At 68.9% G+C, this 22,738-nt stretch carries 14 protein-coding genes and 1 pseudogene; 5 read left to right on the forward strand and 10 right to left on the reverse strand.

The window, feature by feature from the left end:
- The 9 genes and pseudogenes from KXS11_RS07155 to KXS11_RS07195 all read right to left on the reverse strand — a co-directional run.
- Positions 1–1,277 (reverse strand): annotated as a pseudogene (locus KXS11_RS07155) (hypothetical protein); the annotation flags it as partial.
- 414 nt (positions 1,278–1,691) lie between these two features.
- The gene (locus KXS11_RS07160; protein ID WP_437384873.1) at positions 1,692–1,961 is read right to left on the reverse strand and encodes an HPr family phosphocarrier protein; all 270 of its coding nucleotides are present in this window, start codon (positions 1,959–1,961) and stop codon (positions 1,692–1,694) included.
- Positions 1,962–2,012: 51 nt separating this feature from the next.
- Positions 2,013–4,055 carry a PTS fructose transporter subunit IIABC gene (locus KXS11_RS07165; protein WP_437384874.1) on the reverse strand — a complete coding sequence of 681 codons (2,043 nt, stop codon included), beginning with the start codon at positions 4,053–4,055 and terminating at the stop codon, positions 2,013–2,015.
- Between the two features lie 78 nt (positions 4,056–4,133).
- The gene (locus tag KXS11_RS07170; protein WP_437384875.1) at positions 4,134–5,180 is read right to left on the reverse strand and encodes a 1-phosphofructokinase family hexose kinase; all 1,047 of its coding nucleotides are present in this window, start codon (positions 5,178–5,180) and stop codon (positions 4,134–4,136) included.
- The gene (locus KXS11_RS07175) at positions 5,177–5,965 is read right to left on the reverse strand and encodes a DeoR/GlpR family DNA-binding transcription regulator (protein WP_437384876.1); all 789 of its coding nucleotides are present in this window, start codon (positions 5,963–5,965) and stop codon (positions 5,177–5,179) included. The genes KXS11_RS07170 and KXS11_RS07175 overlap by 4 nt, the downstream gene beginning before the upstream one ends.
- Positions 5,966–6,095: 130 nt before the next feature.
- The gene (locus KXS11_RS07180; RefSeq protein WP_437384877.1) at positions 6,096–7,550 is read right to left on the reverse strand and encodes a phytoene desaturase family protein; all 1,455 of its coding nucleotides are present in this window, start codon (positions 7,548–7,550) and stop codon (positions 6,096–6,098) included.
- A 145-nt stretch (positions 7,551–7,695) separates the two neighbouring features.
- Positions 7,696–8,721 carry an HTTM domain-containing protein gene (locus tag KXS11_RS07185; protein ID WP_437384878.1) on the reverse strand — a complete coding sequence of 342 codons (1,026 nt, stop codon included), beginning with the start codon at positions 8,719–8,721 and terminating at the stop codon, positions 7,696–7,698.
- Entirely contained in the window at positions 8,718–9,629 is a 912-nt protein-coding gene (locus KXS11_RS07190; protein WP_437384879.1) for a DUF5819 family protein, read from the reverse strand. Before KXS11_RS07190 ends, KXS11_RS07185 begins: the two co-directional genes overlap by 4 nt.
- A 119-nt stretch (positions 9,630–9,748) precedes the next feature.
- Positions 9,749–15,241 (reverse strand): choice-of-anchor G family protein, encoded by a 5,493-nt coding sequence (locus KXS11_RS07195; RefSeq protein ID WP_437384880.1) that lies wholly within the window; start codon positions 15,239–15,241, stop codon positions 9,749–9,751.
- Positions 15,242–15,848: 607 nt separating this feature from the next.
- Between KXS11_RS07195 and KXS11_RS07200 the strand changes: the two genes are divergently transcribed.
- From KXS11_RS07200 to KXS11_RS07220, 5 genes are all read left to right on the forward strand, one after another.
- Positions 15,849–18,635 carry a helix-turn-helix transcriptional regulator gene (locus KXS11_RS07200; protein WP_437384881.1) on the forward strand — a complete coding sequence of 929 codons (2,787 nt, stop codon included), beginning with the start codon at positions 15,849–15,851 and terminating at the stop codon, positions 18,633–18,635.
- 169 nt (positions 18,636–18,804) lie between these two features.
- Positions 18,805–19,437 carry a SipW-dependent-type signal peptide-containing protein gene (locus tag KXS11_RS07205; protein WP_437384882.1) on the forward strand — a complete coding sequence of 211 codons (633 nt, stop codon included), beginning with the start codon at positions 18,805–18,807 and terminating at the stop codon, positions 19,435–19,437.
- A 14-nt stretch (positions 19,438–19,451) separates the two neighbouring features.
- Positions 19,452–20,099, forward strand: a complete 648-nt coding sequence (locus KXS11_RS07210; protein ID WP_437384883.1) for a hypothetical protein — start codon at positions 19,452–19,454, stop codon at positions 20,097–20,099.
- Between the two features lie 25 nt (positions 20,100–20,124).
- Positions 20,125–21,420, forward strand: coding sequence for a signal peptidase I (locus tag KXS11_RS07215; RefSeq protein ID WP_437384884.1), 1,296 nt, complete (start codon positions 20,125–20,127; stop codon positions 21,418–21,420).
- Positions 21,417–21,965: a hypothetical protein gene (locus KXS11_RS07220; protein WP_437384885.1), complete on the forward strand. Its 549-nt coding sequence runs from the start codon at positions 21,417–21,419 to the stop codon at positions 21,963–21,965. The genes KXS11_RS07215 and KXS11_RS07220 overlap by 4 nt, the downstream gene beginning before the upstream one ends.
- 107 nt (positions 21,966–22,072) lie before the next feature.
- On the opposite strand, the gene KXS11_RS07225 is transcribed toward KXS11_RS07220, so the two are convergent.
- Complete coding sequence (locus tag KXS11_RS07225) at positions 22,073–22,621, reverse strand: hypothetical protein (RefSeq protein ID WP_437384886.1); 549 nt, start codon at positions 22,619–22,621, stop codon at positions 22,073–22,075.
- Positions 22,622–22,738: the final 117 nt, after the last annotated feature.

Consider the following 22,738-nt stretch of genomic DNA (forward strand, 5'->3'; position numbering starts at 1 on the left):
GCGTAGTACACGGTGTTCTCCAGCAGCGACTTCTCGACGAGCACGTTGTCGCCGTGGATCTTGATCGAGTCGACGTTGCCGACCACGTGCACGTTCCGGGCGGTGAAGTCCCAGCCCTTGATGCCGTCGAAGTACACCGAGGGGAACTCCGCGACGACGTCGACGTGGTCGATGACGAGGTTGTCGAAGCCGTAGTTCGTGATCAGGCCGGTGGCGAAGCCCTGCGCTGTGCCGCCGCGGACGATGGAGTTCTTGATCGTCACGTTCGGGGCCTTCACGTTCACGAAGCCGTGGATGTCGAGACCGTCGATCACCGTCCCGGCCGTCGTGATGGTGAGGTCGCCGTCGCGGCGGGTCAGCTTCGTCCCCGCGGGAACGCCGGTCGTGGCAGCGGACGGCTTGGCGGAGCCAGCCCCACCCGAGCTGCCGCTGGACGGCGCCTCCGGCTTCGGTGCGGTCGTGCTCGGCGCGGGTGTCGGAGCCGCGGTGGGAGCCGGCGTGGGGGTCGGCGCCGGGGTCGCGGAGGGAGCGGGGGTCGCGGCGGGCGCCGGGGTCGCAGCGGGCGACGGTTTGGGCGCTGCAGGAGCACTCGGCGTGGCGGCGATGGGTGTTGGCGCGGACACCGAGGCGGAGGTGGTCGCGTTCGAGAACGGCACCTGTGCCTTGCCGACCGCGGTGCCGGACACGTACCCCCAGAGCCGGACCGCGCCAGCGGCGGCGATGCGGCTGCTGGTCGTGTCCTTGACGGCCTGCTGCCAACCGGGGGTCGGGCTGCCCTCCACCCACGCGCGCACCGACAGCTCCACCGGGTTCGTCCCCTTGACAGCGCCCTCGACCTTGAGCTTCTGGCCTGCCCGCACGGTGACCTTCGTGAGCCCAGCCGCGAGAGTCGTCTCCACGCCGCCCGCCACCCGCACGAGACTGACGGAGACCTCACCGCTCGGCAGCACACGAGCCTTCGCCCGGTATCCCGAGGAGACCGCGGCCGAGCGCATCTGCACCGCGAGGTACGCCGACCGCTGCGTGGGAACGGTGAACTGCGCGGACGCCGTGACGTTGCCGAACTTCGTCTCCGTGACGGTGGCTGCCGCGGACGCGCCGGGAGTGATGCTCAGCGTGCCGGCGGTCGCGGCATGTGCGGCCGCGGGAGCGAGCAGGGTGGACGCGATGGCGATGGCGACGGCAGCGATTCCGGCCGTCAACAGACGACGTCTTCCGGCACCGGCCTGCACGGTGTCGTGCGCGATCGAGCGTGCTGCGAGGGTTGACTGTGTCACGGGCGGCTCCTCCGTCGGACAGGTACAGCGGTTCGGCGGAAACCGTCCCCGACGGTCCCTGATATTGCGTGTGCGCAATACCTTGCCCGTAGGGATAACCCTGATGCAAGAGGTGGGTGACCGGGTATTTCTTGATGCCCCCCGCGCGAATGCGCCTCGTCGGGACGTCGGCGTGCCCGTCGGATTCGAGGCGCAGGACGCTCAAACCGCACCAGCACTGGCTTCTCCCCCACTTGGGGGTCACGCCTGCGACCCCCGCCACCTCCCGGCTCGGGGCGGGACGACCAATCCCGCTCGCCGAGAAGTTTTTCTGATGACCCCCTCGTTCGGGGGTGTCGTGGCCGGATCGCGAGGCGTGAGAACGACGACGGCCGCCTGTGCGATGCACAGGCGGCCGTCGATCGAAGCGGAGGACTACTCGGCGTCGTGGTCCGTCTCGAGGACGGCCGCGAGCTCCGCGAGCGCAGCGTCGGCGCCGTCGCCCTCGGCACGCAGGGTGACGACGTCGCCGTTGCCGGCACCGAGCGCCATGATGGTGAGGATGCTCGAGGCGTCCATCGCAGCGGCGTCACCGAGTGCGATGGTGATCGGCATCGGCTGGCGCTTCACCGCTTCGATGAAGATCTTCGCGGGGCGGGCGTGCAGTCCGACACGGCTGGCGATGGTGGCTTGGCGTTCGGCCATGGTGATACTCCTTCGTGAGTTGTACGTGTGGATCGGGTCGGCTGGTGCCGGTCAGACGGTCGCGGGTTCCGCGACGGCGGCCGACGTGGTCTCGTCGACGCCCTCGACCGGACGGCGACGGGCGAAGCGCTTCAGGAGGATGACGGCGACGGCAGTGATGACCGTGCCGACCGCGATCGACAGCAGGAACATCCCGAAGTTGCCGATCGCGAAGAACACGAACAGACCACCGTGCGGTGCCTGCGAGGTGACACCGGTCGCCATGATGAGCGCACCGGTCGCCGCCCCGCCGAGGATCGACGCGGGGATGACGCGGAACAGGTCTGCTGCGGCGAACGGGATCGCGCCCTCGCTGATGAAGGCGAGGCCGAGCAGCCAGGCCGCCTTGCCGTTCTCCCGCTCGACCGCGGTGAACGAACGGCGGCTGAGGACGGTGGAGGCGAGCGCCATCGCGAGCGGCGGCACCATGCCGGCCGCCATGACCGCGGCCATGATCTCCCACGGAGCCTGGTTGGCGACGGTGCCCGCACCGAGACCGGCGACGGCGAACGAGTACGCGACCTTGTTGACCGGACCGCCGAGGTCGAACGCCATCATCGTGCCGAGGATCGCTCCGAGCAGGATCGCCGAGGCACCGGTGAGACCGGACAGCCAACCGTTGAGGCCGTTCATGAGCGCCGCGATCGGACCACCGAGGACGATGATCATGAGGCCGGAGGCGACGATCGAGCCCACGAGGGGGATGATCACGACGGGCATCAGACCGCGCAGCCAGCGGGGCACGTTGAGCCGTCCAAGACCGTATGCCACACCACCGGCGAGCAGACCGCCGACGAGACCGCCGAGGAAGCCGGCGCTCATGAGCAGCGCGACGGCACCGGCGACGAACCCGGGCGCGATGCCCGGGCGATCGGCGATCGCGAAGGCGATGAAGCCCGCGAGTGCCGGCACCAGGAAGCCCATCGAGGCGGCGCCGATCGAGAACGCGACCGCACCGAGGTAGGCACCGAGGCCGCCGGCGGGCAGGTTCACGAGGCTGTTCTCGACGATGATCTTGCCGGCGTTCTCGGTGATGTCGTAGCCGCCGAGCAGGAAGCCGAGCGCGATGAGCAGACCGCCGCCGGCGACGAACGGGATCATGTAGCTGACGCCGGTGAGGAGCCAACGCTTGACCGACTGACCGGCGCTCTCGTTCTGCTTCGCCGACGTCGAACCCGTCGAGGCACCCGCGGAGGCGACGCGCGGTGCGTCCGGGTTGGAGATGGCTGCGACGGCGTCGTTGATGAGCTGCTCCGGGGCGTCGATGCCGCGCTTGACCGGCGCCTTGATGACGGGCTTACCCGCGAACCGACCGATGTCGCGGACGTCGACGTCGACGGCGAAGATCACCGCCTGGGCTGCTGCGACCACCTCGGCCGGCAGCGGCGTCGCACCCGACGCACCCTGTGTCTCGACGTGGAGTTCGACGCCGAGCTTCTTGGCGGTCGCGGCGAGCGAGTCGGCCGCCATGTAGGTGTGGGCGATTCCTGTGGCACAGGACGTGACGGCGATGAGGACCGGCTTCGGAGTGTTCGGCGCTCCGGCGGTCTCGACCGGTGCGGCTGCGGCGCGTTCGGCTGCCGGTGCGGCCGGTGCCGGTGCATCGCTCAGGGCGCCGTCGACGAGCGCGACGATCGCAGCGGCGTCCGGTGCCTCGCGGAGCGACGCCACGAACTCGGGCTTGATGAGCGAGCGTGCGAGCTTCGACAGCAGCGCCAGGTGCGCCTGGTCTGCGCCGTCCGGAGCGGCGATGAAGAAGAGGAGGTCGGCCGGGCCGTCATCGGAACCGAAGTCGACGAGTGGCGACACCCGGGCCATGGCGAGCGTCGGGACGGTCACCGCCGCGGAACGGCAGTGCGGGATGGCGATGCCACCGGGGATGCCGGTGTCGGTCTTGCTCTCGCGAGCCCACGCGTCGGCGAAGAGCGCGTCGGTGTCGGTGGCACGTCCTTCGGCGACGACGAGCTCGGCGAGCGCGCGGATGACGCCCGCGCGATCGGTGCCGAGGTCGGCATCGAGGGCGACGAGCCCGGTGGTGATCAATGGGGTGGACATCTGGGTTCTCCTTCGAAACGGATGCTGGTGCTTCGGGTATCGGGGTGGCCCTTCGACAAGCTCAGGGACCGGGGTTGCTCAGGGACCGGCGGTCGCTCGGTCGCCGAGCGGAGCCCGATCACCGAGCCTGTCGAGGTGGGACGTCGAGGGCAGCCGGACGACGTCGATGGCGGCAGCGTCGGTATCGGCGAGCGCCGGAACATCGCTCCCGGGCAGCGCCGCGGCGGCTGCTCCGTGGGCGACGGCCTGCGCGAGGCGGGCAGCGGGCTCGAGGCCCGCGGTACGTGCGATCAGGTAGCCGGCGAGCGAGGAGTCTCCCGCGCCGACGGTGCTGCGCGCGACGATCTTCGGTGCGCGGGCGAACCAGGCGTCGCCGGACTCGACGAGCACCGCCCCACGCGAGCCGAGCGTCACGAGGACGCCGACGACGGGTCCGGGCGAGGCGTGGGTGCCGACGAGTCGTTCGGCGACCGATGCCGCGAGCGCCGGGTCTGCCTCGATCGCGTCGCCCGCGGCCGCTCCGGTGAGCTCGGAGAGTTCGGCGCCGTTCGGCTTGATGAGGTCGAGGCGCTCCCCTGAGGCGGCGAATGCGGCGATGAGGGCTGCAAGCGGTTCGCCCGAGCTGTCGACGGCGACGAGCGGTCGGCCGCCACCGGCGACGGCGCGCGCCGCACGGACGACGCGTGCGTAGAAGTCCGGGGACAGTCCGGGCGGCAGGGAACCGGCGATGACGATCCAGTCGGCACTCGCCGCCGCTCTGGCCGTCGCCTCGACGAGCCGGGACGCGTCGTCGTCGGTGAGCAGTGGGCCGGGCTCGTTGATCTTCGTCGTGGTGCCGTCGGGCTCGGTGAGGGTGATGTTCCGTCGGACGGGCTGCCCGGTCGACACCGACAGCACGTCGATCCCCTGCGCTCGGAGCGCGACGATCATCGGGTCACCAGGTTCCCCGGGGAGCACCGCGATCGTGCGGAGCCCGGCTGCGGCGAGCGCCCGCGACACGTTGACACCCTTCCCACCGGGCTGCTCGCGGCTGGAGAGTGCGCGGAGGACCTCGCCTCGTTCGACGACGCCGGGCAGCTCGACCGTGTGGTCCAGCGACGGGTTGGCGGTGAGCGTGATGATCATGCGACCACGACCTCGACGCCGGCGCGCTCCAGCGCGGTCGCGAGCACTGCCGAAGCCGGTTCGTCGGTGATCACGGTGTCGATCTCGTCGAGCGCGGCGAACCGGACGAGGGCTTCCTCGCCGAGCTTGGCGGCGTCGGCCAGGACCACGGCACGGCGGGATCCGCGGACGATGGCGGACTTCACGGCGCCTTCGAGTTCGTCCGGCGTGCTCAGACCGAAGTCGGCGCTGACACCGTTGGCCCCGACGAAGGCGATGTCCGGGCGGAAACGACTGAGCTCGTCGACGGTGGTGCTGCCGACCGCGGCGCTCGTCACGCCGCGCACCCGACCTCCGAGGAGGTGGAGTTCGAGGTGCTCGCAGCGGTGCAGGACGGCTGCGATGGGCACCGAGTTCGTGATGACGGTGAGTGACTGCGACGGGGCGACGGGCCGCCAGGCGACGAGGAGGTCGGCCAGGTGGGCGGTGGTGGTGCCCGCGTCGAGCACGATCGAGCCACTGAAGGTCTCGGGGATGAGGCGGAGGGCTGCGCGGGCGATCAACGCTTTCGCCTCGCTTCGCTGGTCCTGGCGTTCGGCGAGGCTCGGCTCCGCAACGGAGGCGCGGGCCGCGGAGACGGCGCCACCGTGGACGCGGCGCAGGATGCCGGAGGACTCGAGCTGGTCGAGGTCGCGGCGGATGGTCTCGGCGGTGACGCCCAGTTCGCGCGAGACGTCGGCGACGGAGACCCGTCCGCTCGTCGTCACCCGGTTGGTGATGTGCTCGTGCCGCTCCGTCGCGTACATGCGTCGTCCTTGACCTTGGTTTCTGTGCTGCAGGTTCGCAGTGCGAAGAAACTATCACACAAACACAGAGAAACACAGATCCAATATCAAGGGAAGACGACACCTATCGTCAGGCTCAGGGAACGACCGCTCAGCGCACCGTGGCGCGGACGGCGAGATCGGGCACCGGCAGGTGGAAGGTGTTCCGCAGCGCGGACTTCGCCGCGAGGAAGCCTGCCATGCCGTGGACGCCCATCCCGGGCGCAGCTGAACTCGAGCACAGGTAAATGCCGTCCGCCGGGGTCCTCCACGGTTCGCGACTCACCACCGGGCGTCGCAACAGCTGCTTGAGCGACGGTTCGCCGCCCGAGATGTCGCCACCGATGTCGTTCGGATTCTCCCGCTCGACGACCACGGTGTCGCGGCCCACCTGAGCGATGATCGTGTCGCGGAAGCCGGGCGCGAACCGCTCGATCTGATCGATGATCGCTTCGGACATGTCGACCGTCGAGCCGTGCGGCACGTGGCAGTACGCCCACACGGTGTGCTTGCCCTCGGGTGCCCGCGTCGCGTCGAACAGCGACGGCTGGGTGAGCAGCACGTACGGACGCTCCGGGTGTCGGCCGGCGGCGACCTCGTTCTCCGCAGCGGCGACCTCCTGCGCGGTCCCGCCGAGGTGCACGGTGGGAGTCTGGAGCAGCCCACGGTTCCGCCACGGGATCGGTGCCGACACGGCGAAGTCGACCTTGTAGACGGCGTTCCCGTACTGGAATCGCTTGAGGGTGCGTGCGTAGCCGGCGGGGATCCGCGAGCCGGAAGCCGCCAGCAGGTCGCGCGGAGAGGTGTCGAACAGCACCGCGGAGCCGCCCGGTAGATCAGCCACGTCCGTCACGCGATGCCCGGTGACGACCCGGCCGCCGTGAGCCTCGAGGTCGGCGACGAGCGCGTCGGCGAGGGATTGCGCTCCGCCGATCGGCACCGGCCATCCACCGGAGTGCGCGGTGGCGCCGAGCACGAGACCTGACGCCGCGGCCGGGATCCCCGGGAGTCGGGTGATGCTGTGCGCGAGGACTCCCGACAGCAGCCCAGGAGCGACCGTGCCCTCGAAGCGTCCGAGCCAGGCACGCGACGAGGCCTCGAGGACGCGCAAACCGTACGGGATGACCTCGAAGAGGCGCTTCGGCAGCGGCAACACGGGGTTGAGGGTGAAGTCGGTGACCGCCTCCATGCGGTCGACGATCGGCTGGTAGAGCTGGCGCCACACGATCCCGTCGACGCCGAGCGTGCCGGCCGTCCGGTCGAGGTCGCGGTAGGCGATACCGGCGCGACCCCGATCGAGCGGATGACCGTAGGACGCTTCGGGGACGACGTACTGCACGCGCTCGGTCGCCCGCCACGCGCGGAAGAACGGCGACGTCAGCACCATGGGGTGGATGGCCGAGCACACGTCGTGGAGGAACCCCGGTTCGGTGAGCGCCTGAGAGCGGAGTCCACCGCCCACGGTGTCCGCCGCCTCGTGCACCTCGACATCGAGGCCGGCGCGCGCCAAGGTGACCGCTGCGGCCAGTCCGTTCGGGCCGCTGCCCACAACCACCGCGTCTACCATCGTCCCAGCCTAGGTGTCGGATCCTTCACTGGATGCACGGGACGGACGTGTCCCCGTGCGGTGTCGCAAGGAATGGCGGCGGTCGGCGCAACCGTGGCGCCGACCGCCTGTTCGTCTCGCACCCGAACGTGCAAGACGTCTGTGGTCACGACGGCGAACCCACCTTCGTCGTGACTGGTCTGTCTGCCGCCTCACGTTCAGGCAGCAGTTGGCGGAGGACTCCCCCGGCATGTCTCGCCCAGCGGCCCGCAGCGACCCAACTGCGGTCGCGGACGAACAGGAGGTCGAGGGCGATCATGGCGAGCGAGAACGGCCACAGCCCGAGGAACAGGCCGATGCCGAGGTGCATCATGATCGTGAAGGCGAGCGCGACGATACGGGTCGGGCGCCACAGGATGAGCAGCGGGAACAGCAGCTGCACCCACACCGACAGGAACGTCGCGATCCACACGAACCCACTCACCTGCCAGGCGAGGTCGCTGAGCGCGGGGAACGGGCGGAAGACGTCGAGCACGAGCGAGTAGTAGAACGCCGTCCCCTCGCGCCACTCCGCACCCATCAGCTTGTAGATGCCGGAGTTCACGTAGACGAGCATGATCTGGTACGCGCAGAGCATCACCGCGGTGTTGTTCGCCGCGTTCGCAAGCCATCCCGGGACGGCGAGACGTCCGCGGAGGATCGGACGGAGCTCGCGCCCACGTCGCTTCGTCAGCCACGCGTCCACCGACCAGTGCTTCGACAGGTTCGCGAAGATCAGGAACAGGAGCGTGATCCGCAGGATCGTGTCACCACCGTTGGTGAGCACCGTGCTGTTCGTCGCCAGGCCCACCCAGAACACGAGGAGCACCGGGGTCACGAACCGGGTCTGCCAACCCACGAGGAACAGCAGACCGAGGACGATGAGCACGCCGTACGCGAGGTCGAAGAGGAACGCGTTGTCCTTCGTGAAGATCACGTCGAACAGGGGGAACCAGCCGCGTCGCCTGGCCTCGGGGTCCACCCACTTCGACGCCACACCCCAGAGGTAGTGGCGGTCGGCGAGGTTGGTGAAGAGGAAGCTGACGATCGCGATGCCGTAGAGGATCCGCAGAGCGGAGAGACTGTACCCGGCGTGCTTGGCACCGGTGATCCAGCCCGCGAGGCGGTCGAACTGTGTGCGGACGGCGTTCATCGTGCATCTCCGTACCGGCTGATGATGTCGCGGTACACCGCGAGCGTCTCTGGGTCGATGACGTCGTCGACCTGGCGCCATCCGAAGGTGACCGCGGTGTCGTCGAACTGCTGGTCCGCGGAGAATCGATGCTCGAAGTCGTTCGGTCTCGTCCGGTCGATCCGCCACCGCACCCGTTCGACATCCTGATCGAAGTAGGCGGTGGAGAACGCCGTCGCATACTCCTTCAGCATGTAGTCGTAGCGAAGGAACCGGACGACGTCGCCCTGGCCCGATCCCGCAGGCTCCGCCACGGCGTCGAGGTCGGCGATGAGGGTCGCTGCGGGCTTCGCCTGGTAACCGCCGCCGTCGGCGCGCTGGATGAAGGTGTCGCGAACGATGTCCCGCTGCGCCTGGTCGAGGGCGAGGTACCGGCCGTTGTAGGCGAGCATGGCGTTCCACGACGACTTCTGAATGCGTGACGGCTCCGGGTTGCCGGGGACCGACTGCTGCTCGAGCTGGGTGACGTTCACCCAGTCCGACTTCACCAGGGCGCCGGATTCGTCGCGCCACTGGGCCTGGACGGAGAAGGTGATGTTCGTCTTCATGATGCTCGGGGCGAAGACGTTCCACTTCTGCGTGAAGTACGGGCCCGCGGCAGCGACGACGGCACTGCGGACCGGCGTGGTGGGCGAGACGATGATGATCGTGCTCGCGACGTAGGCCGCGACGATCGCGATCGAGACGGCTGCCGCGACGCGCGCGACGCGTTTGGGCGGTGGGGGTGGTGCGGTCGGTGCAGTGCGGCCTCGCGCGGAGCGTCCCGAGCCGGAGCCGCTGGACGCCTCATCGGTGGGTGCGCCGGCTGCATCCGGCGCCTCTGTGGTGTCGAGATCGCTCTCGACGGGCGTTTGTGTGATCGGAGTCACGGTTCCTCCTTGTCGGTGGTGCTGGTGTCATCCGCGACCGGGCCAGTTCGGTGGCATCCGGTACGGAGAGCGGAGTGGGCCGTGCCGACCCGAAACGGCACGGCCCACTCCTGTGGGGGCTACTCCATGCGTGCCCGTCGTGTGGCGACGAACGCGCCACCGAGGAGCAGCATGAGCGCTCCGACCCCGCCGACCAACAGGCCGTCGAAACCGGTGTTCGCGAGGCCGCCTCCACCAGGCTTGGTGCCCGGTGCAGCGGTCACCGTGGTGACGGTGAACGCCGTCGCCTCACGGTCCAGCGGCAGGTCGCCGGAGACCGAACCGGTCAGCTCGACGCGGTGTGCACCCAGCGCGAACGCCGAGTCGATCGCGAAGGTGAACGTCGCGTTGCCGGAGGCGTCGGCCACGGTGGGCGTCAGCGCGAACGGCGTGGAGAAGACCGTTGCGGAGATCGTCTCGCCGGGCTCGAAGCCGGTGGCGTAGACCTCCTGGATCACTCCCGTGCCGCGGACGATCGTCGAGTACTTCACGGTCGCCTCGCGCTGGTCGCCTGCGTCGGTGTCGCCATCGGCGTCAGCTGCGACGTCAGCGTCAGCTGCGACGTCCGCGTCAGTAGCGACGTCAGCGTCAGCCGCAGCGTCCGCGTCAGTGTCTGCGTTCAGGTCGACATCGGTGCCAGCGCTGTCGGTGTCGGCCGCAGCATCTGCATCGGCCGCGGTGTCAGCTGCAGCATCAACATCAGCAGCAGCGTCAACATCAGCGGCAGCATCCACATCAGCGGCAGCATCCACATCAGCGGCAGCGTCAACATCGGCGGCAGCATCTACGTCAGCGGCAGCGTCAACATCGGCAGCAGCATCAGCGTCTACGTCAGCAGCAGCATCGACATCGGCAGCAGCATCAACATCGGCAGCAGCATCAACATCCGCGGCGGCATCAACATCCGCGGCGGCATCAACATCCGCTGCGGCGTCTACGTCAGCGGCAGCGTCGACATCAGCTGCAGCATCCACATCAGCTGCGGCATCAACATCGGCAGCGGCATCAACATCGGCAGCAGCGTCAACATCAGCTGCGGCGTCTACGTCAGCAGCAGCATCCACATCAGCGGCAGCATCCACATCGGCGGCAGCGTCAACGTCAGCAGCAGCATCCACATCGGCAGCAGCGTCAACATCAGCTGCAGCATCCACATCAGCAGCAGCATCCACGTCAGCAGCAGCGTCAACATCAGCAGCAGCATCCACGTCAACATCAGCAGCGGCATCAACATCAGCGGCGGCATCAACATCGGCAGCGGCGTCAACGTCAGCAGCAGCGTCAACATCAGCAGCAGCGTCAACATCAGCAGCAGCATCAACGTCAACATCAGCAGCGGCATCAACGTCAGCTGCAGCATCCACATCAGCAGCAGCATCCACATCAGCAGCAGCATCCACATCAGCAGCAGCATCCACGTCGGCAGCAGCGTCAACATCAGCTGCGGCGTCTACGTCAGCGGCAGCGTCAACATCGGCAGCAGCGTCTACGTCAGCGGCAGCGTCAACATCAGCAGCAGCATCCACATCAGCTGCGGCATCCACATCAGCTGCGGCGTCAACATCCGCGGCAGCGTCAACATCCGCGGCAGCGTCAACATCGGCAGCAGCGTCTACGTCAGCAGCAGCGTCAACATCAGCAGCAGCATCCACATCAGCTGCGGCGTCTACGTCAGCAGCAGCGTCAACGTCAGCAGCAGCGTCAACGTCAGCAGCAGCGTCAACATCAGCGGCAGCGTCAACATCAGCGGCAGCGTCAACGTCAGCGGCGGCATCCACATCAGCAGCAGCATCCACATCGGCAGCAGCGTCAACATCGGCAGCGGCATCAACATCGGCAGCAGCGTCAACATCGGCAGCGGCATCAACATCAGCCGCAGCATCGACGTCGACCGCGGCAGCGTCGGTGTCGGCGTCGACCGCTGCATCCTCGACGGTGAGGCCGGTGGTGGCCGGCGTCGCCGAGACGTTGCCCGTTGCCGTGATCGTCACGGCACCAGCCGGGTAGTCGACCGGAACCGGCAGCTCGACGGTGAACGACCCGTCGTCTTCCGCAATGACGGTCACACTCGGTGCATCCGGGATGCTCACGGTGACGGTCTCCCCGCCAGCGAAGCCCGTGCCGGACACCTGGGTGGATGTACCGGCGTCGAGCGTCGTCGGCGTCGCCGTGATCTCGGTGTCGTACACGATCGCCTCGACCGTGACCTCCGTGGTCGCAGGGACCAAGGAGACGTCGCCGGAAGCGGTCAGCGTGATCGGCCCGACAGCGGTTCCAGCAGGAATCGTCACGTCCACCGAGATGGCGCCGGTGTCGCTGGCGGTGGTGATGACGTCCGGCCCACCAGGAACCGTGATCGTCACCTCCTCTCCGTTCGCGAAACCGGTACCGGTCACGAGCGTGGTGCCTCCCGCGTTCACCGTGTCCGGTGTCGCGGTGATGGCCGTCACGTACGCCTCGACCTCGACGGTGTCCTCGGCCGGCGTGTTCGAAACCTCACCGGTCGCGGTGATGACGAGCGGCCCAGCAGGCGTACCGGCCGGGATCGGCAGGTCAACTTCGAATTCACCGTCGTCGTTGGTCGTGGTCGTCACCGGGGTGCCGCCGGGGTAGGAAACGGTGACCGTCTCGTTCGGCGCATAACCGGTTCCGGTGACCGTCACCGGGTTCCCGGGGAGCACCGTGGTCGGGTCGACGGTGATCGCCGTGTCGAACGGGGCCACCGTGACGTCCGCCGTCGCCGGCTCGTTCGAGGTGGCACCGACAGCGGTGACCGTCACCGGGCCGAGCGGCGTACCGACCGGGATCGGCAGCGTGGCGGTGATCCCGCCGTCCTCGTCAGCCACGACCACGACGGGCGTACCGCCGGGGATCGAGACGCTCACCGACTCGCCCGGCAGGAAGCCGGTTCCGGTGACCTCGGTGGAACCCCCTGGGTTCACCGTGTCCGGATCGACCGAGATAGCGGTCACGTACACCGTCGCAGTCACGTCCACAGTCGTCGACGCCTCCGTGGCGGAGACATCACCGAGCGCCGTGACCGTCACCGGTCCGACCGCGAAGTTCTGCGGGATCGCGACGGGAACCGTGATCGCCCCGAGGACCGATGCGGTGGTTGCGATCGGCGCGAGCCCCGGGAAGGTGACCGTGACGGCCTCATTCGGAGCGAAACCGGCACCGTTGATGATCGTCGTGGTGCCGCCGGGAACGGAGGCCGGAACAGCGACGATCGACGTCTCGTAGGTGACCGTGACGTTCGTCGTGGCCGGAGTGTCGGACGTCGCACCGAGTGCGGTCACGACGACCGGGCCGGCAGCGAATCCGTTGGGAACGGCGAGAGCCACCGAGATCGTTCCGGTGCCGGTCGCGGTCGTGGCGACCGGGTCGATGCCTGGAATCGAGACGACGACCGACTCGTCGGGCGCGAAGCCCGTGCCCGTGATCGTCGTGCTGGAGCCTGCGACGACCGTCGCCGGGTCAGCCTCGATCGAGGTGACGAACTCAGCCTCCTCGACGGTGACGTCCGTGCTGGCCGGGGTGGCAGAGACAGCACCGGTCGCGGTGATCGTCACGTCGCCGAGGGCGAAGTCGGCCGGGAAGGCCACGCTCGCCGTGATGGCGCCCGAGCTGTTCGCGGTCGTCGTGATCGGCGTCGCGATGCCGGGGACCGTGATGGACACCGACTCGTTCGCAAGGAAGCCCGTGCCCGAGATCGTCGTGCTCCCGCCCGGAGCCACCGTGGCGGGGTTCGCCGTGATCGCGGTCGCGTACGGAGCGACGACGAGGTCCGTCGTGGCAGGAGTCTCGGAGACCGGACCGGTCGCCGTGAACGTCACCGTGGCGGGTGTGAAGCCGATCGGGATCGCGATGAGCTGGCTGATCTCACCGGCCTCGTTCGCCGTCGTGGTCGTGTCGGGCAGGCCGGGCGCCGTGATCGTCACGGTCTCGTTCGGCGCGAAGCCAGAACCCGTGATGGTCGTCGCCTGGCCGGGGTTGACCGTCGCAGGCGTCGCCGTGATCGCGGTGTCGAACACGACGTTCGTGCCGCGAACGGTGGACGACGCGAGGTTGACGGTCGCGAGGGAGATCGCGGGAACCAGGGACACCTGCACCGCGCGGACCGTTGCCGAGCCGGCACCGAGGTCACCGGTCGCGGGTTGGACGTTGGCGGTGACGTCGGCGACGAGCCGGACGATGTCGAGCACCGGGCCGACGACGTTCGTCGCGAGGCCCCCGGTGATGGCGTTGAGTCCGGTGTTCACGGTGCCGAGACCGGTGAACACGGTGGCGACCACGTTCTTCACGAGGTTGAGCGCCAGGTTCGCGACGTCATCGATGCTCAGGCCGAGCAGTGCGAGCACGGGGTTCAGAACGCCCGGCAGGAGACCCGTGGTCGTGAACGCCGCCGTGCCCCCCTGGACCGCGCCGAGCGTCGAGTCGAGGGAGATGGCGATGACGTTCTGCCAGTTGGGCGTGATGACGCCGGTGTTGAGCTGGATGTTGCCCGTCACCTGGATACGCGTGCTGTCGAGCAGGGTCTGGAGGCCGGTCGACACCGCGGTCACCTGCGCGGTGACGGCCGAGGTGATCGCGGCCGCGATGGCGGCGCCGATCGGACCGGACAACAGCGAGGTGTTGGGCGGGAGTTCGTTCAGGTCCGGCAGCGACGGATCGTTCGCGAGCAGTGTCGCGAGGTTCACGGAGACGGCGCCCGTCAGGAGGTTCACCGAGACACCGGTCGCCGAGGTCTGCGAGGCCTGGGTGGTGAGGATCTGGTTGACCGTGGTGCTGAGGTTCGGCGGGGTGACGGTCGCCGTGGCGTTCACGCGGAGCGCTCCGATGAGGTTCACGTTCGCGAGAGCACCGTTGAGCGCGGAGGTCAGGCCGTTGAGCGTCGTCTGCAGCGGCGGCAGCAGGTTGGTGACCTGCGTGCCGACGTTCGCCACCAGCGGGCTGGTGAGGTTCAGGGTCGCACCGGCGATCTGGTAGTCGGGCACCGCCGTGCCACCGTCGGTTTGGGAGATCTGCGACGCGAGCGCCCCGAGGCTGAGCGACAGGTTGCTCAGGATGCCGGTCGTCGGCGTGCCGACGCGACTGAGCAGTCCGGTGAGGTTGAGGTTCGCGTTGGCCGGCGGAGAACCTGGGCCGCCGATCGAGATACCGCCCTGATCGCTGACCGCACCGGACGCAGCGACCGCGTCACCGTTGTCCGCGGCCGAGCCGTACTGGGCGACGGCGCCGAGCTCGATGACGCCCGCGTTGCCGAAGAGCTGCAGTGAGCTGCCGAGGTCGACACCGAGCGCGTTGAGCACCTCTGCCGACAGCGGGTTCGCCGCCGTGGGGTGCACTCCGCTGGGGTTCTCGGCGCGAGCGCCGCTCACCGCGGCGAGGTCGTCGAGGTTGATCCCCGCCGCCTGCCCACCGAGGAATCGGCCGAAGCCGTCGGACACGTCACTCGGGGCCGCGATGGCCGCCGTCGTGGTCGAGCCCATGGCGATGACCGAGCCGACCACGACGATCGCCGCGGCCTTCCAGGCTCTTCCTCGCCCGAGGATGTTTCGTCGTTCCCCCACAGTGGGACCCTTTCGTCGGTGCGCGAGCGTGCCTGCGCATGGCGTCAATCCCGGCCAATCTAAGGTCGCTGGAGCCTGACCCCCAGAGGGGGGACGGCAACCCACGTAGTGCACGCGCGAAAATCAGTATTCGGACGACCGTCCGAATCAGCAGTCCACGTGTCGGGTCACCTCCCCGTCTCCGAGCGACGCGCGTGCTGGCGTTCATCTCGCGCCACTCGGCTCACGCGCACCGATCACGGCGCCGCCGATCGATGACAACGAGGGACAACGCCAGGGGGCAGCGAAAACCCCCAGAAGACGGCACCTGCGAGTCGTTTAGGCTCAGTAGTAACTACTGAGAACGCTCAGGTTCATCCCCACAAGCCCCCAGGCACTACCGATAATGGACACACCGCGCCCGCAGGCTCCGAACAACGATGGGAGCTTTCGGGAGCAGCATTGCGGCGACATCAGCCAGAGGGGGCGGCGTCATGGAACACGATGCATGGGCACAGCAGCAGCAGATCGGGCGGGGGCCTGAGAAGCGCACACGCGACACGAGTACTGGCAGCACCACGCGCACCGGCGCGATGGATCGAGGGCGATCACACGGAGGTCGATCTGCATGAGCGACGGTCTCCGTCCTGATCGAGTGCGCGAACCGATCGACATCGTCCAAGAGGAACCTCGCCGACCGCTCACCGAACCTCAGGCGATCCGGCCGAGGGCCGAGCGGTTGAGCGGGCGGCAATCCGCGCTCGCCCGTGCCGTCGAGCTCCTCGAGCACCGCACCAGCGCGCTCCTCGTCGGCCCGAACGGCTCAGGGAAGACCTTCGCCGCCGAACGGATCGGGCGCACACTCCTCGAGGCAGGCAGAGCGGTCCACATCGTCCATGCCCGCTCCTCGGACTGCACCGAGACGATCGACCACTGGCGCGACGCCCCGAGCGGTTCGGTGTTCATCATCGACGATGGTGCCGCGCTCCCCGCAGAGGCGATGCCATCGGTGATCGACCTCTCCCGTGCGAGCGATCACGCCGCGCTCATCACCCTCGAACCCACACAGACCGAGGGAGGCGGAGACGAACACGACCGCGCCACCGCACGGCTGCTCGATGTCTGGCGCAGCGGCGCGCTCAAGCGAATCGATCTGCCGGGCATGGACCGCGCGGAAGCGAAGGCGCTCGCATCCTCGACCGCCGAGGGCAGCGTCCTCGACGACATGGCGCAGGCCACGATCGTGAGGCTCGCGAACGGCTCGCCGTTGCTCATCACGGAGTTGACGAAGGACGCGCTCGAGACCGGTGGCGGCTTCTACCGCCCTCGGAGCATCCTCTCCCTCGGCGATGCCGGGGTCTCGCCCCGGGTGCACGACCTCACCCTGCCCCTGCTCGAACGCCTCGACGACGCGGAACGCTACTCACTCGTCATGCTCGCGAAGCTGGGACCGACACCGTACGCGCGAGCGGCGCGACTCCTCGGCGAAGACAACCTCCACGCGCTCCTGCGCCACGGGCTCGCCCGGAACGACGGCTCGTCGCTGGACCGCGTCATGGCCGATGAACTGCACGCCTGGTCAGCCCTGTCTGACTGGCGCCACTCGTGGCGCCTCCGCACACACGACCGGGTGCAGCGGCTGCTCGTGGGCGACCTGCAACGCGGCACCCGCCTCACCCCGAACGAGTCCTTCATCGTCGGACGGTACTGGGTGTACCTGTCAGACCAGGAGATCCTCGCCGACGTCATCGCCCGCACTGCCGCCGATGTGCTCCTGAGCGCAGCGCACGTCGCGAACATCGCAGGCCTCCCTGGCGACGGCCAACTCCTCGCCTCCCGCGCATTCACCTTCGTCCCCTCGGTGGCAGCGGCGCTGCAGGAATCGCGCTCCCTCGCCATGCTCGGCGACGTCCGTGGCGCTGTGAGCGCTCTCAACGTCGACACATCCGCGGAAGTCGACGACGAGTCACGAGCCGAACATCTCAGCTGGAGCGGCATGCTCGCCCGATGGGACGGGCGCGAAGCCGAACGCGAAGCCGAGCTGCAGTGCGCCGAAGCGCTTGCCAACGGGAGTCAAGAACTCGCGCAGCGCGCTGAACTCGTGGAGGTGTGGCGGGCTGCAGACCGGCCTGGCCCCTCACCGGCCGACGCCGTGTTCTCCCGAGTCCTCAACGATTCGTCGGCGACCATGCCGGCACGCCTCTACGCTGGCGCGGGACTGCTGTCGAGACTCGCTCCGTTCCGCTCGTTCGACCAGGCACGCGCTGCACTCACGGCTGGGAACGCCGTGCACCGCACGGTGCCGTACACCGCGCTCCAACCGATCTCCCACTCACTGCGTGACGCGAGCGCGATGTACTTCCTCACCTCGGGACTCACCCGACTCGAGGCGGGCTTCTCGTGGGCGAGCGTCGAACAGGACATCGAAGACTTCACGCTGCGAGCCGGCGCCGCGAGCGGACAGCTCGCCACGGTCGACCAGTGCGTCGTCGGGATCCTGACGGGCACGATCGCCTTGCTCGACCGCGCCGCTGAGCGGGCCGTCGCCGACCTCACCGTCGTGGAGGGACTTCTCGACAGCACGCTCCCACCGGACGTCCACGCGCAGACCAGCCTCACCCTTGCCCTCGCCCTGACCGCGACCGGGAACATCGCAGCGGCCGAGCGACGTCGCGAATCCCTTGATCGCGCCGTCGTCGGTGCCAACGGACTGCTGTCCCTGTTCTCCGATGCCCTCGACGTCGCCATCGCCTCCCAGAAGACGCCCCAGAGCGCCGCATCTCGACTCGTCCGCGACCTGAGCTCGGATCGGAGGAAGGCACCGTCCACACGGATCCTCCTCGCGCACGCCAGTCGTGCGACGGGGGTCTCCGCGGCGACCGCGATCGGATGGATCGACGACCTCCGCGGCGAAGAACTGACTCCGATGCCATCGGCCTTGCTCGCCCTGTTGGACGCCGAAGCGACCGGCGATGCGGCGACCGCGGAGCGCGCCGCCCGCGCGTTGGAGACCATCGGTGCCAGGCACCGTGCGGCACTCGCCTACCGGCTGGCAGAGGAACTCCATCTGGCAGCAGGTCGGCCGGGCCATGCCAGACGTTGCGTCGAGCAGGCCGAACGACTCGTCGCTCCCGGCTCCCTCGTCACCGCGGGTCACCGACCGCCGATCCGCCTCGATCCGCCGATCGCCGTCGAGGAGTCCGCTCCCCTCGCCGACATCAGCGGCCTGACCAAACGCGAGCTCGAGATCTCCCGTCTCGTCGCACAGGGCCTCAGCAACCAGGAGATCGCCAACCGCCTGTTCCTCAGCGTCCGCACCGTGGAATCGCACGTGCTCCAAGCCCGCACCAAGCTCGGGGCCGCACGACGCAGAGATCTGGGACGACTGGTCACCTCCCGTCAGGACGGCGCCTGACGCCCTGACCTCCCCCATTCAGGGGATCTCAGTAATCGAACCGACTTCCCAGTACCCCACTACTGGTTACACGGCCCACCGCGCCGAATAGCCTCCCTGGAACGGCCATCGGTTCGCGCACGACACGCCAGCGCCCGGCAGCCGACCGACTGAGACGAGGGGCCATCACATGAACACGGACGAGCAGCTGACGACCGACACCACCGCACCGGAGCGCGGCCTGCGCAGCAAACGGGTGAGAGCGATCCTCGCCGGCGGACTGGTCCTCGGCGTGGGAGCGGCGATCACCCTCGCCGCCTGGAACGACTCGGAGTTCGCCACCGGGATCTTCTCCGGCGGTGCGTTCAGCATCGAGGGCAGCACCAACGGGACGGCGTTCACCGAGCACGCGACCGCCGGCACGGCCGCCGGTCTCACCTTCGAGCTCGACGCCGACAACCTCGCTCCCTCCGAACCGGTGTACGCAGGGTTCGCCGTCCAGCTGACGAGCGCCTCCACCTACGCTGCGACCGTCGACATCGTCGCCTCGAGCAGCGACACGATCGCGTCCTCGCTCACCTACTCGCTCGTCGAGACGGCGACCTTCGGCTGCGATGCGACCACGTTCGCCGCCGGCGACGCGCTCGTGACCACTGCTGCGACGACCACGAGCACCGCGACCGACATCTTCACGCTCGACGCGGTCACAGACCCGGTGTTCCTCTGCTTCCAGGTCACGCCCGCAGCGAACCTGCCGCAGGCGTCGCCGCAGGGCACCGTGCTGTGGGAGTTCGCAGCCGAGTCGACCACGCCGCTCCCGTAGGGCGGGTGAGCAGCATGGGACGCCACACCACCCGGGACGCACGACACCATCGCCCCGAGCCGCGACCGGCCCGCTGGTGGTACACGAGGACCCGTGCGGCGCTCGCCGGCGCGCTCGTGCTCGGTGTGGGAACGACGCTCACGCTCGCCGCGTGGAGCGACGACGAGTTCGGGACGGCCACCTTCGCAGCGAGCACCTTCGTCGTCGAGTCGCAGACGCCCTCGTCGACGTGGGCGGCTCACGAAGCGGGCAACCCGGCGACACTCGCGTTCAACGCGGTCGCCATGTCGCCCGGACTCTCCCAGTACGCGTACATCGACATCCGCACGACGACCGCCACGAACATCGGCGGTACCGCGGCACTCGCGGCCGTCTCGGCAGCAACGGGCACCCTGTTGCCCCAGCTCGAGTACCGAGTGGTGGTCACACCGGCTGCGACCGCGTGCAACTCCGCGGCGTTCACCTCGGCGACGGTTCCGGCGTACACGACGACCCTCGCGACGACCACGGCGCCGCCGAGCGTGTCAGGCGCGCTCTCGGCCGCCGGGGCATCGACGGTCCGGTTCTGCTTCGACGTCCGGGTGAAGGCTGGCACGGCGTCGACGTTCCAGGGCGGGACAGCCTCGGCGACCTGGCAGTTCACCTCGACGTCGAGTTCCTGATCGGAGCGATGTGACCCGGATCGACGTGGATGAGTTCGACGTCGCCGAGCGGCAGCGGCCCCGCCGCTCGGCGGCGTCGATCGTCGGTGGCACCCTGCTGAACGTCGCCGCGGTCGGCGGCGTGATCTGCATCGTGCTCGTCATCCTCGCGTACTGCTTCAACATCACCCTCATCATGTTCAAGACGGGGTCGATGAGTCCGACGATCCCGACGGGCTCGCTCGCCCTCGTGCGTGAGATCCCGGCCTCGGACATCTCCGTCGGCGACGTGGTGACGGTGGACCGAGCCGGGCAGCTGCCCGTGACGCACCGGGTCACCTCGGTGACGGGTGATCGCGGCACGGAACGGACCATCACGCTGAAGGGCGACGCGAACCTGTCGGAGGACCCGGCACCATACGTCGTGTCGACGGTGCGCATCGTGCTCGCGTCGGTGCCCGGCCTCGCCTACGTCGTCATCTGGTTCTCGAACCCGTGGGTGCTCGCCGGGCTCACACTCGGGTGCTCAGCACTCGTCATGTGGGCGTTCTGGCCGCGCGCTGGTCGCAAGCGTCCTCCTGGCTCGTCCGGAGGGACCGGTGTGCACGGGGGCGGGTCGAGGACGGACGGCGCCGCGAGCTCGCAGTCACGGCAGCCGGGTCAGCGACCGGCTCGCCACGCCGCAGCGCGGAACACGGCCGTCGCCGTCGTCCTGGGAGCAGGTCTCACCGTGGCCGGCGTCGCCGCGCCCGCGTCGGCTGAGCCGCAGGAGAAGGTCGTCGCCGGTGAGGCGGTCGTGCTGACCGCCATCGGCGACGCCTCCGTCATGCAATCCCTCACGCCGGGCGCATCGGCTCCGTGGGAGGTCGGCATCACGACCAGACCCCAGGCGGGTCCCGGTTCCATCGACGTGACGCTCGCCGGCGCGGGTTCGGCGGCGCTCGGCCTCGTGATGGTGGTGGACTCCTGCACCGTCCGCTGGACGAGTGCGGGGTGTGCCGGCACGAGCACACGACTCCTCGACGAGGAACCCGTCCCGGTGGACGGTGTCGCACGCGCACTGCTGTCGATGCCGAGCGACCAGGCCCGCTGGGTGCGGTTCGACGTGACGATGCCCGCAAGTGCCGAGGTGGTGGACGCATCCGTGGCGCTCACGGTCACGGCGAACGGGATCGGTGACGACGTATCCGTCTCCCCCGGCCCCATCTCATCGCTGCCGTCGACGGGCGCGAACCTCGGGTTCGCGGTCTGGGCCGCCGCGGGTGCGATCGTCTTCGGCCTCGTCGGGGCATGGATCGGCCGACTTCGGCAACGCGCGCGAACCGAACGGACTGTTCGATGAGCGCGCGCTCCGCCGAAGCCGCCGCACCACGAGGTCGGACAGGACACCACGGCTGGCGCCGACGCATCGTCGTGCTCCTGATCGTCCTCTCCGCCGTCCTGGTCTTCGCCCGCCCGGCACCGGTCCAGACGGAGGCGGCCTGGACGGACCCGGAGTTCGGTGCGGCCAGTTTCACCGCTCTGACGGTGCCTCCCGTGACGGCGTCCGGCTGTGTGGTGAACCCCGGGCTCGCAGGCATCCTCGGCTCGTTCACGATGACGTTCCAACTTCCCGCGGGCTATGCCCTCGCGAACGTCAGCTACGCGGTGGCGAACAATGCCGCGATGACCGGAGCGACGGTGGTGACTCCGTCGGTCGCCGGTCCGACCGGCGCGAACTACACGGCGACGTTCGGCACCGGCCTCCTCGGATTGCTCGGCTCGAACGTCTACCTCGGCATCCTCGTCTCCCAGCCATCGACCACGCCGGCGTGGACGTCGCCGTACAAGGTCGCGCACGGTGTGGTCGCTGCACTCGCGATCAACTCCAGTTGCACCCTGGTCTGATCGACCCGCGGGGCCCGACCGACGACGCGGGCGTCCCGAGACGACGAAACGGCGGCCGGTGCAGATGCACCGACCGCCGTTTCGTGTGCGGCGCGAGCCGCGAAGGGTTACGCCTCGATGGACGCGCGCTGGCGGCGCACCATCATCAGCACGGCGATGAGCGCTGCGCCGAGGGCGACAGCACCGGCCGCACCCCAGACGACGAACGCCGGAGCGCCGAAGCCGGTGTCGGCCAGGTCGTTGTTGTTGCCGCCCGAGCCGGAGCCCGAACCAGCGGCCGTGACCGTGAGGGTGGCGGTGCCAGGGTTCCCCGACGTGAGACCGACGGCCGTCACCGTGTAGCTCCCGGTCGCGTTGCTCGGCAGCGTGACGTTCAGGTTGACTGCGCCGGTGGCCGAAGCGGTCTTCTCCAGCGACTGCGAGTCGACGGCGGCGAGGGTCGCACCGGAGGCGTTCTCACCGGTCAGCGTGAAGGAGACGGTCTCGCCACCCAGGAAGTAGCCGTCGCTGAACGAGACAGTGCTCGTTGAGCCTGGCGCGATCGAGCCGCTCACCTCGACGGTGGCACCGGGCACGTAGGAAGCGTTTGCGGCAACCGGCGCGATGAACAGGCCTGCGAGGGCCAGCGCGAAGACCGCGGTGATTTTCTTGATCATGTGTGTCCCCTAGGAGGCGGTGCAGAAGTGGTGGTGCGATGACAGTGCTGTAGCCCACCGCCCGGACGGAGTCGTCGCGAAACGGAAGGACGTCGAGTCGATCTGACACCCCCCGAA

This window comes from Plantibacter flavus (assembly GCF_051487245.1).
In the GTDB taxonomy this organism is placed as follows: Bacteria; Actinomycetota; Actinomycetes; order Actinomycetales; family Microbacteriaceae; genus Plantibacter; species Plantibacter flavus_B.

What these genes read in the sequence shown, in the direction of transcription:
- KXS11_RS07160 (WP_437384873.1), bottom strand. Translation starts at nt 1,961, where the DNA reads ATGGCCGAACGCCAAGCCACCATCGCCAGCCGTGTCGGACTGCACGCC.
- KXS11_RS07165 (WP_437384874.1), bottom strand. Translation starts at nt 4,055, where the DNA reads ATGTCCACCCCATTGATCACCACCGGGCTCGTCGCCCTCGATGCCGAC.
- KXS11_RS07170 (WP_437384875.1), bottom strand. Translation starts at nt 5,180, where the DNA reads ATGATCATCACGCTCACCGCCAACCCGTCGCTGGACCACACGGTCGAG.
- KXS11_RS07175 (WP_437384876.1), bottom strand. Translation starts at nt 5,965, where the DNA reads ATGTACGCGACGGAGCGGCACGAGCACATCACCAACCGGGTGACGACG.
- KXS11_RS07180 (WP_437384877.1), bottom strand. Translation starts at nt 7,550, where the DNA reads ATGGTAGACGCGGTGGTTGTGGGCAGCGGCCCGAACGGACTGGCCGCA.
- KXS11_RS07185 (WP_437384878.1), bottom strand. Translation starts at nt 8,721, where the DNA reads ATGAACGCCGTCCGCACACAGTTCGACCGCCTCGCGGGCTGGATCACC.
- KXS11_RS07200 (WP_437384881.1), top strand. Translation starts at nt 15,849, where the DNA reads ATGAGCGACGGTCTCCGTCCTGATCGAGTGCGCGAACCGATCGACATC.
- KXS11_RS07205 (WP_437384882.1), top strand. Translation starts at nt 18,805, where the DNA reads ATGAACACGGACGAGCAGCTGACGACCGACACCACCGCACCGGAGCGC.
- KXS11_RS07210 (WP_437384883.1), top strand. Translation starts at nt 19,452, where the DNA reads ATGGGACGCCACACCACCCGGGACGCACGACACCATCGCCCCGAGCCG.
- KXS11_RS07220 (WP_437384885.1), top strand. Translation starts at nt 21,417, where the DNA reads ATGAGCGCGCGCTCCGCCGAAGCCGCCGCACCACGAGGTCGGACAGGA.
- KXS11_RS07225 (WP_437384886.1), bottom strand. Translation starts at nt 22,621, where the DNA reads ATGATCAAGAAAATCACCGCGGTCTTCGCGCTGGCCCTCGCAGGCCTG.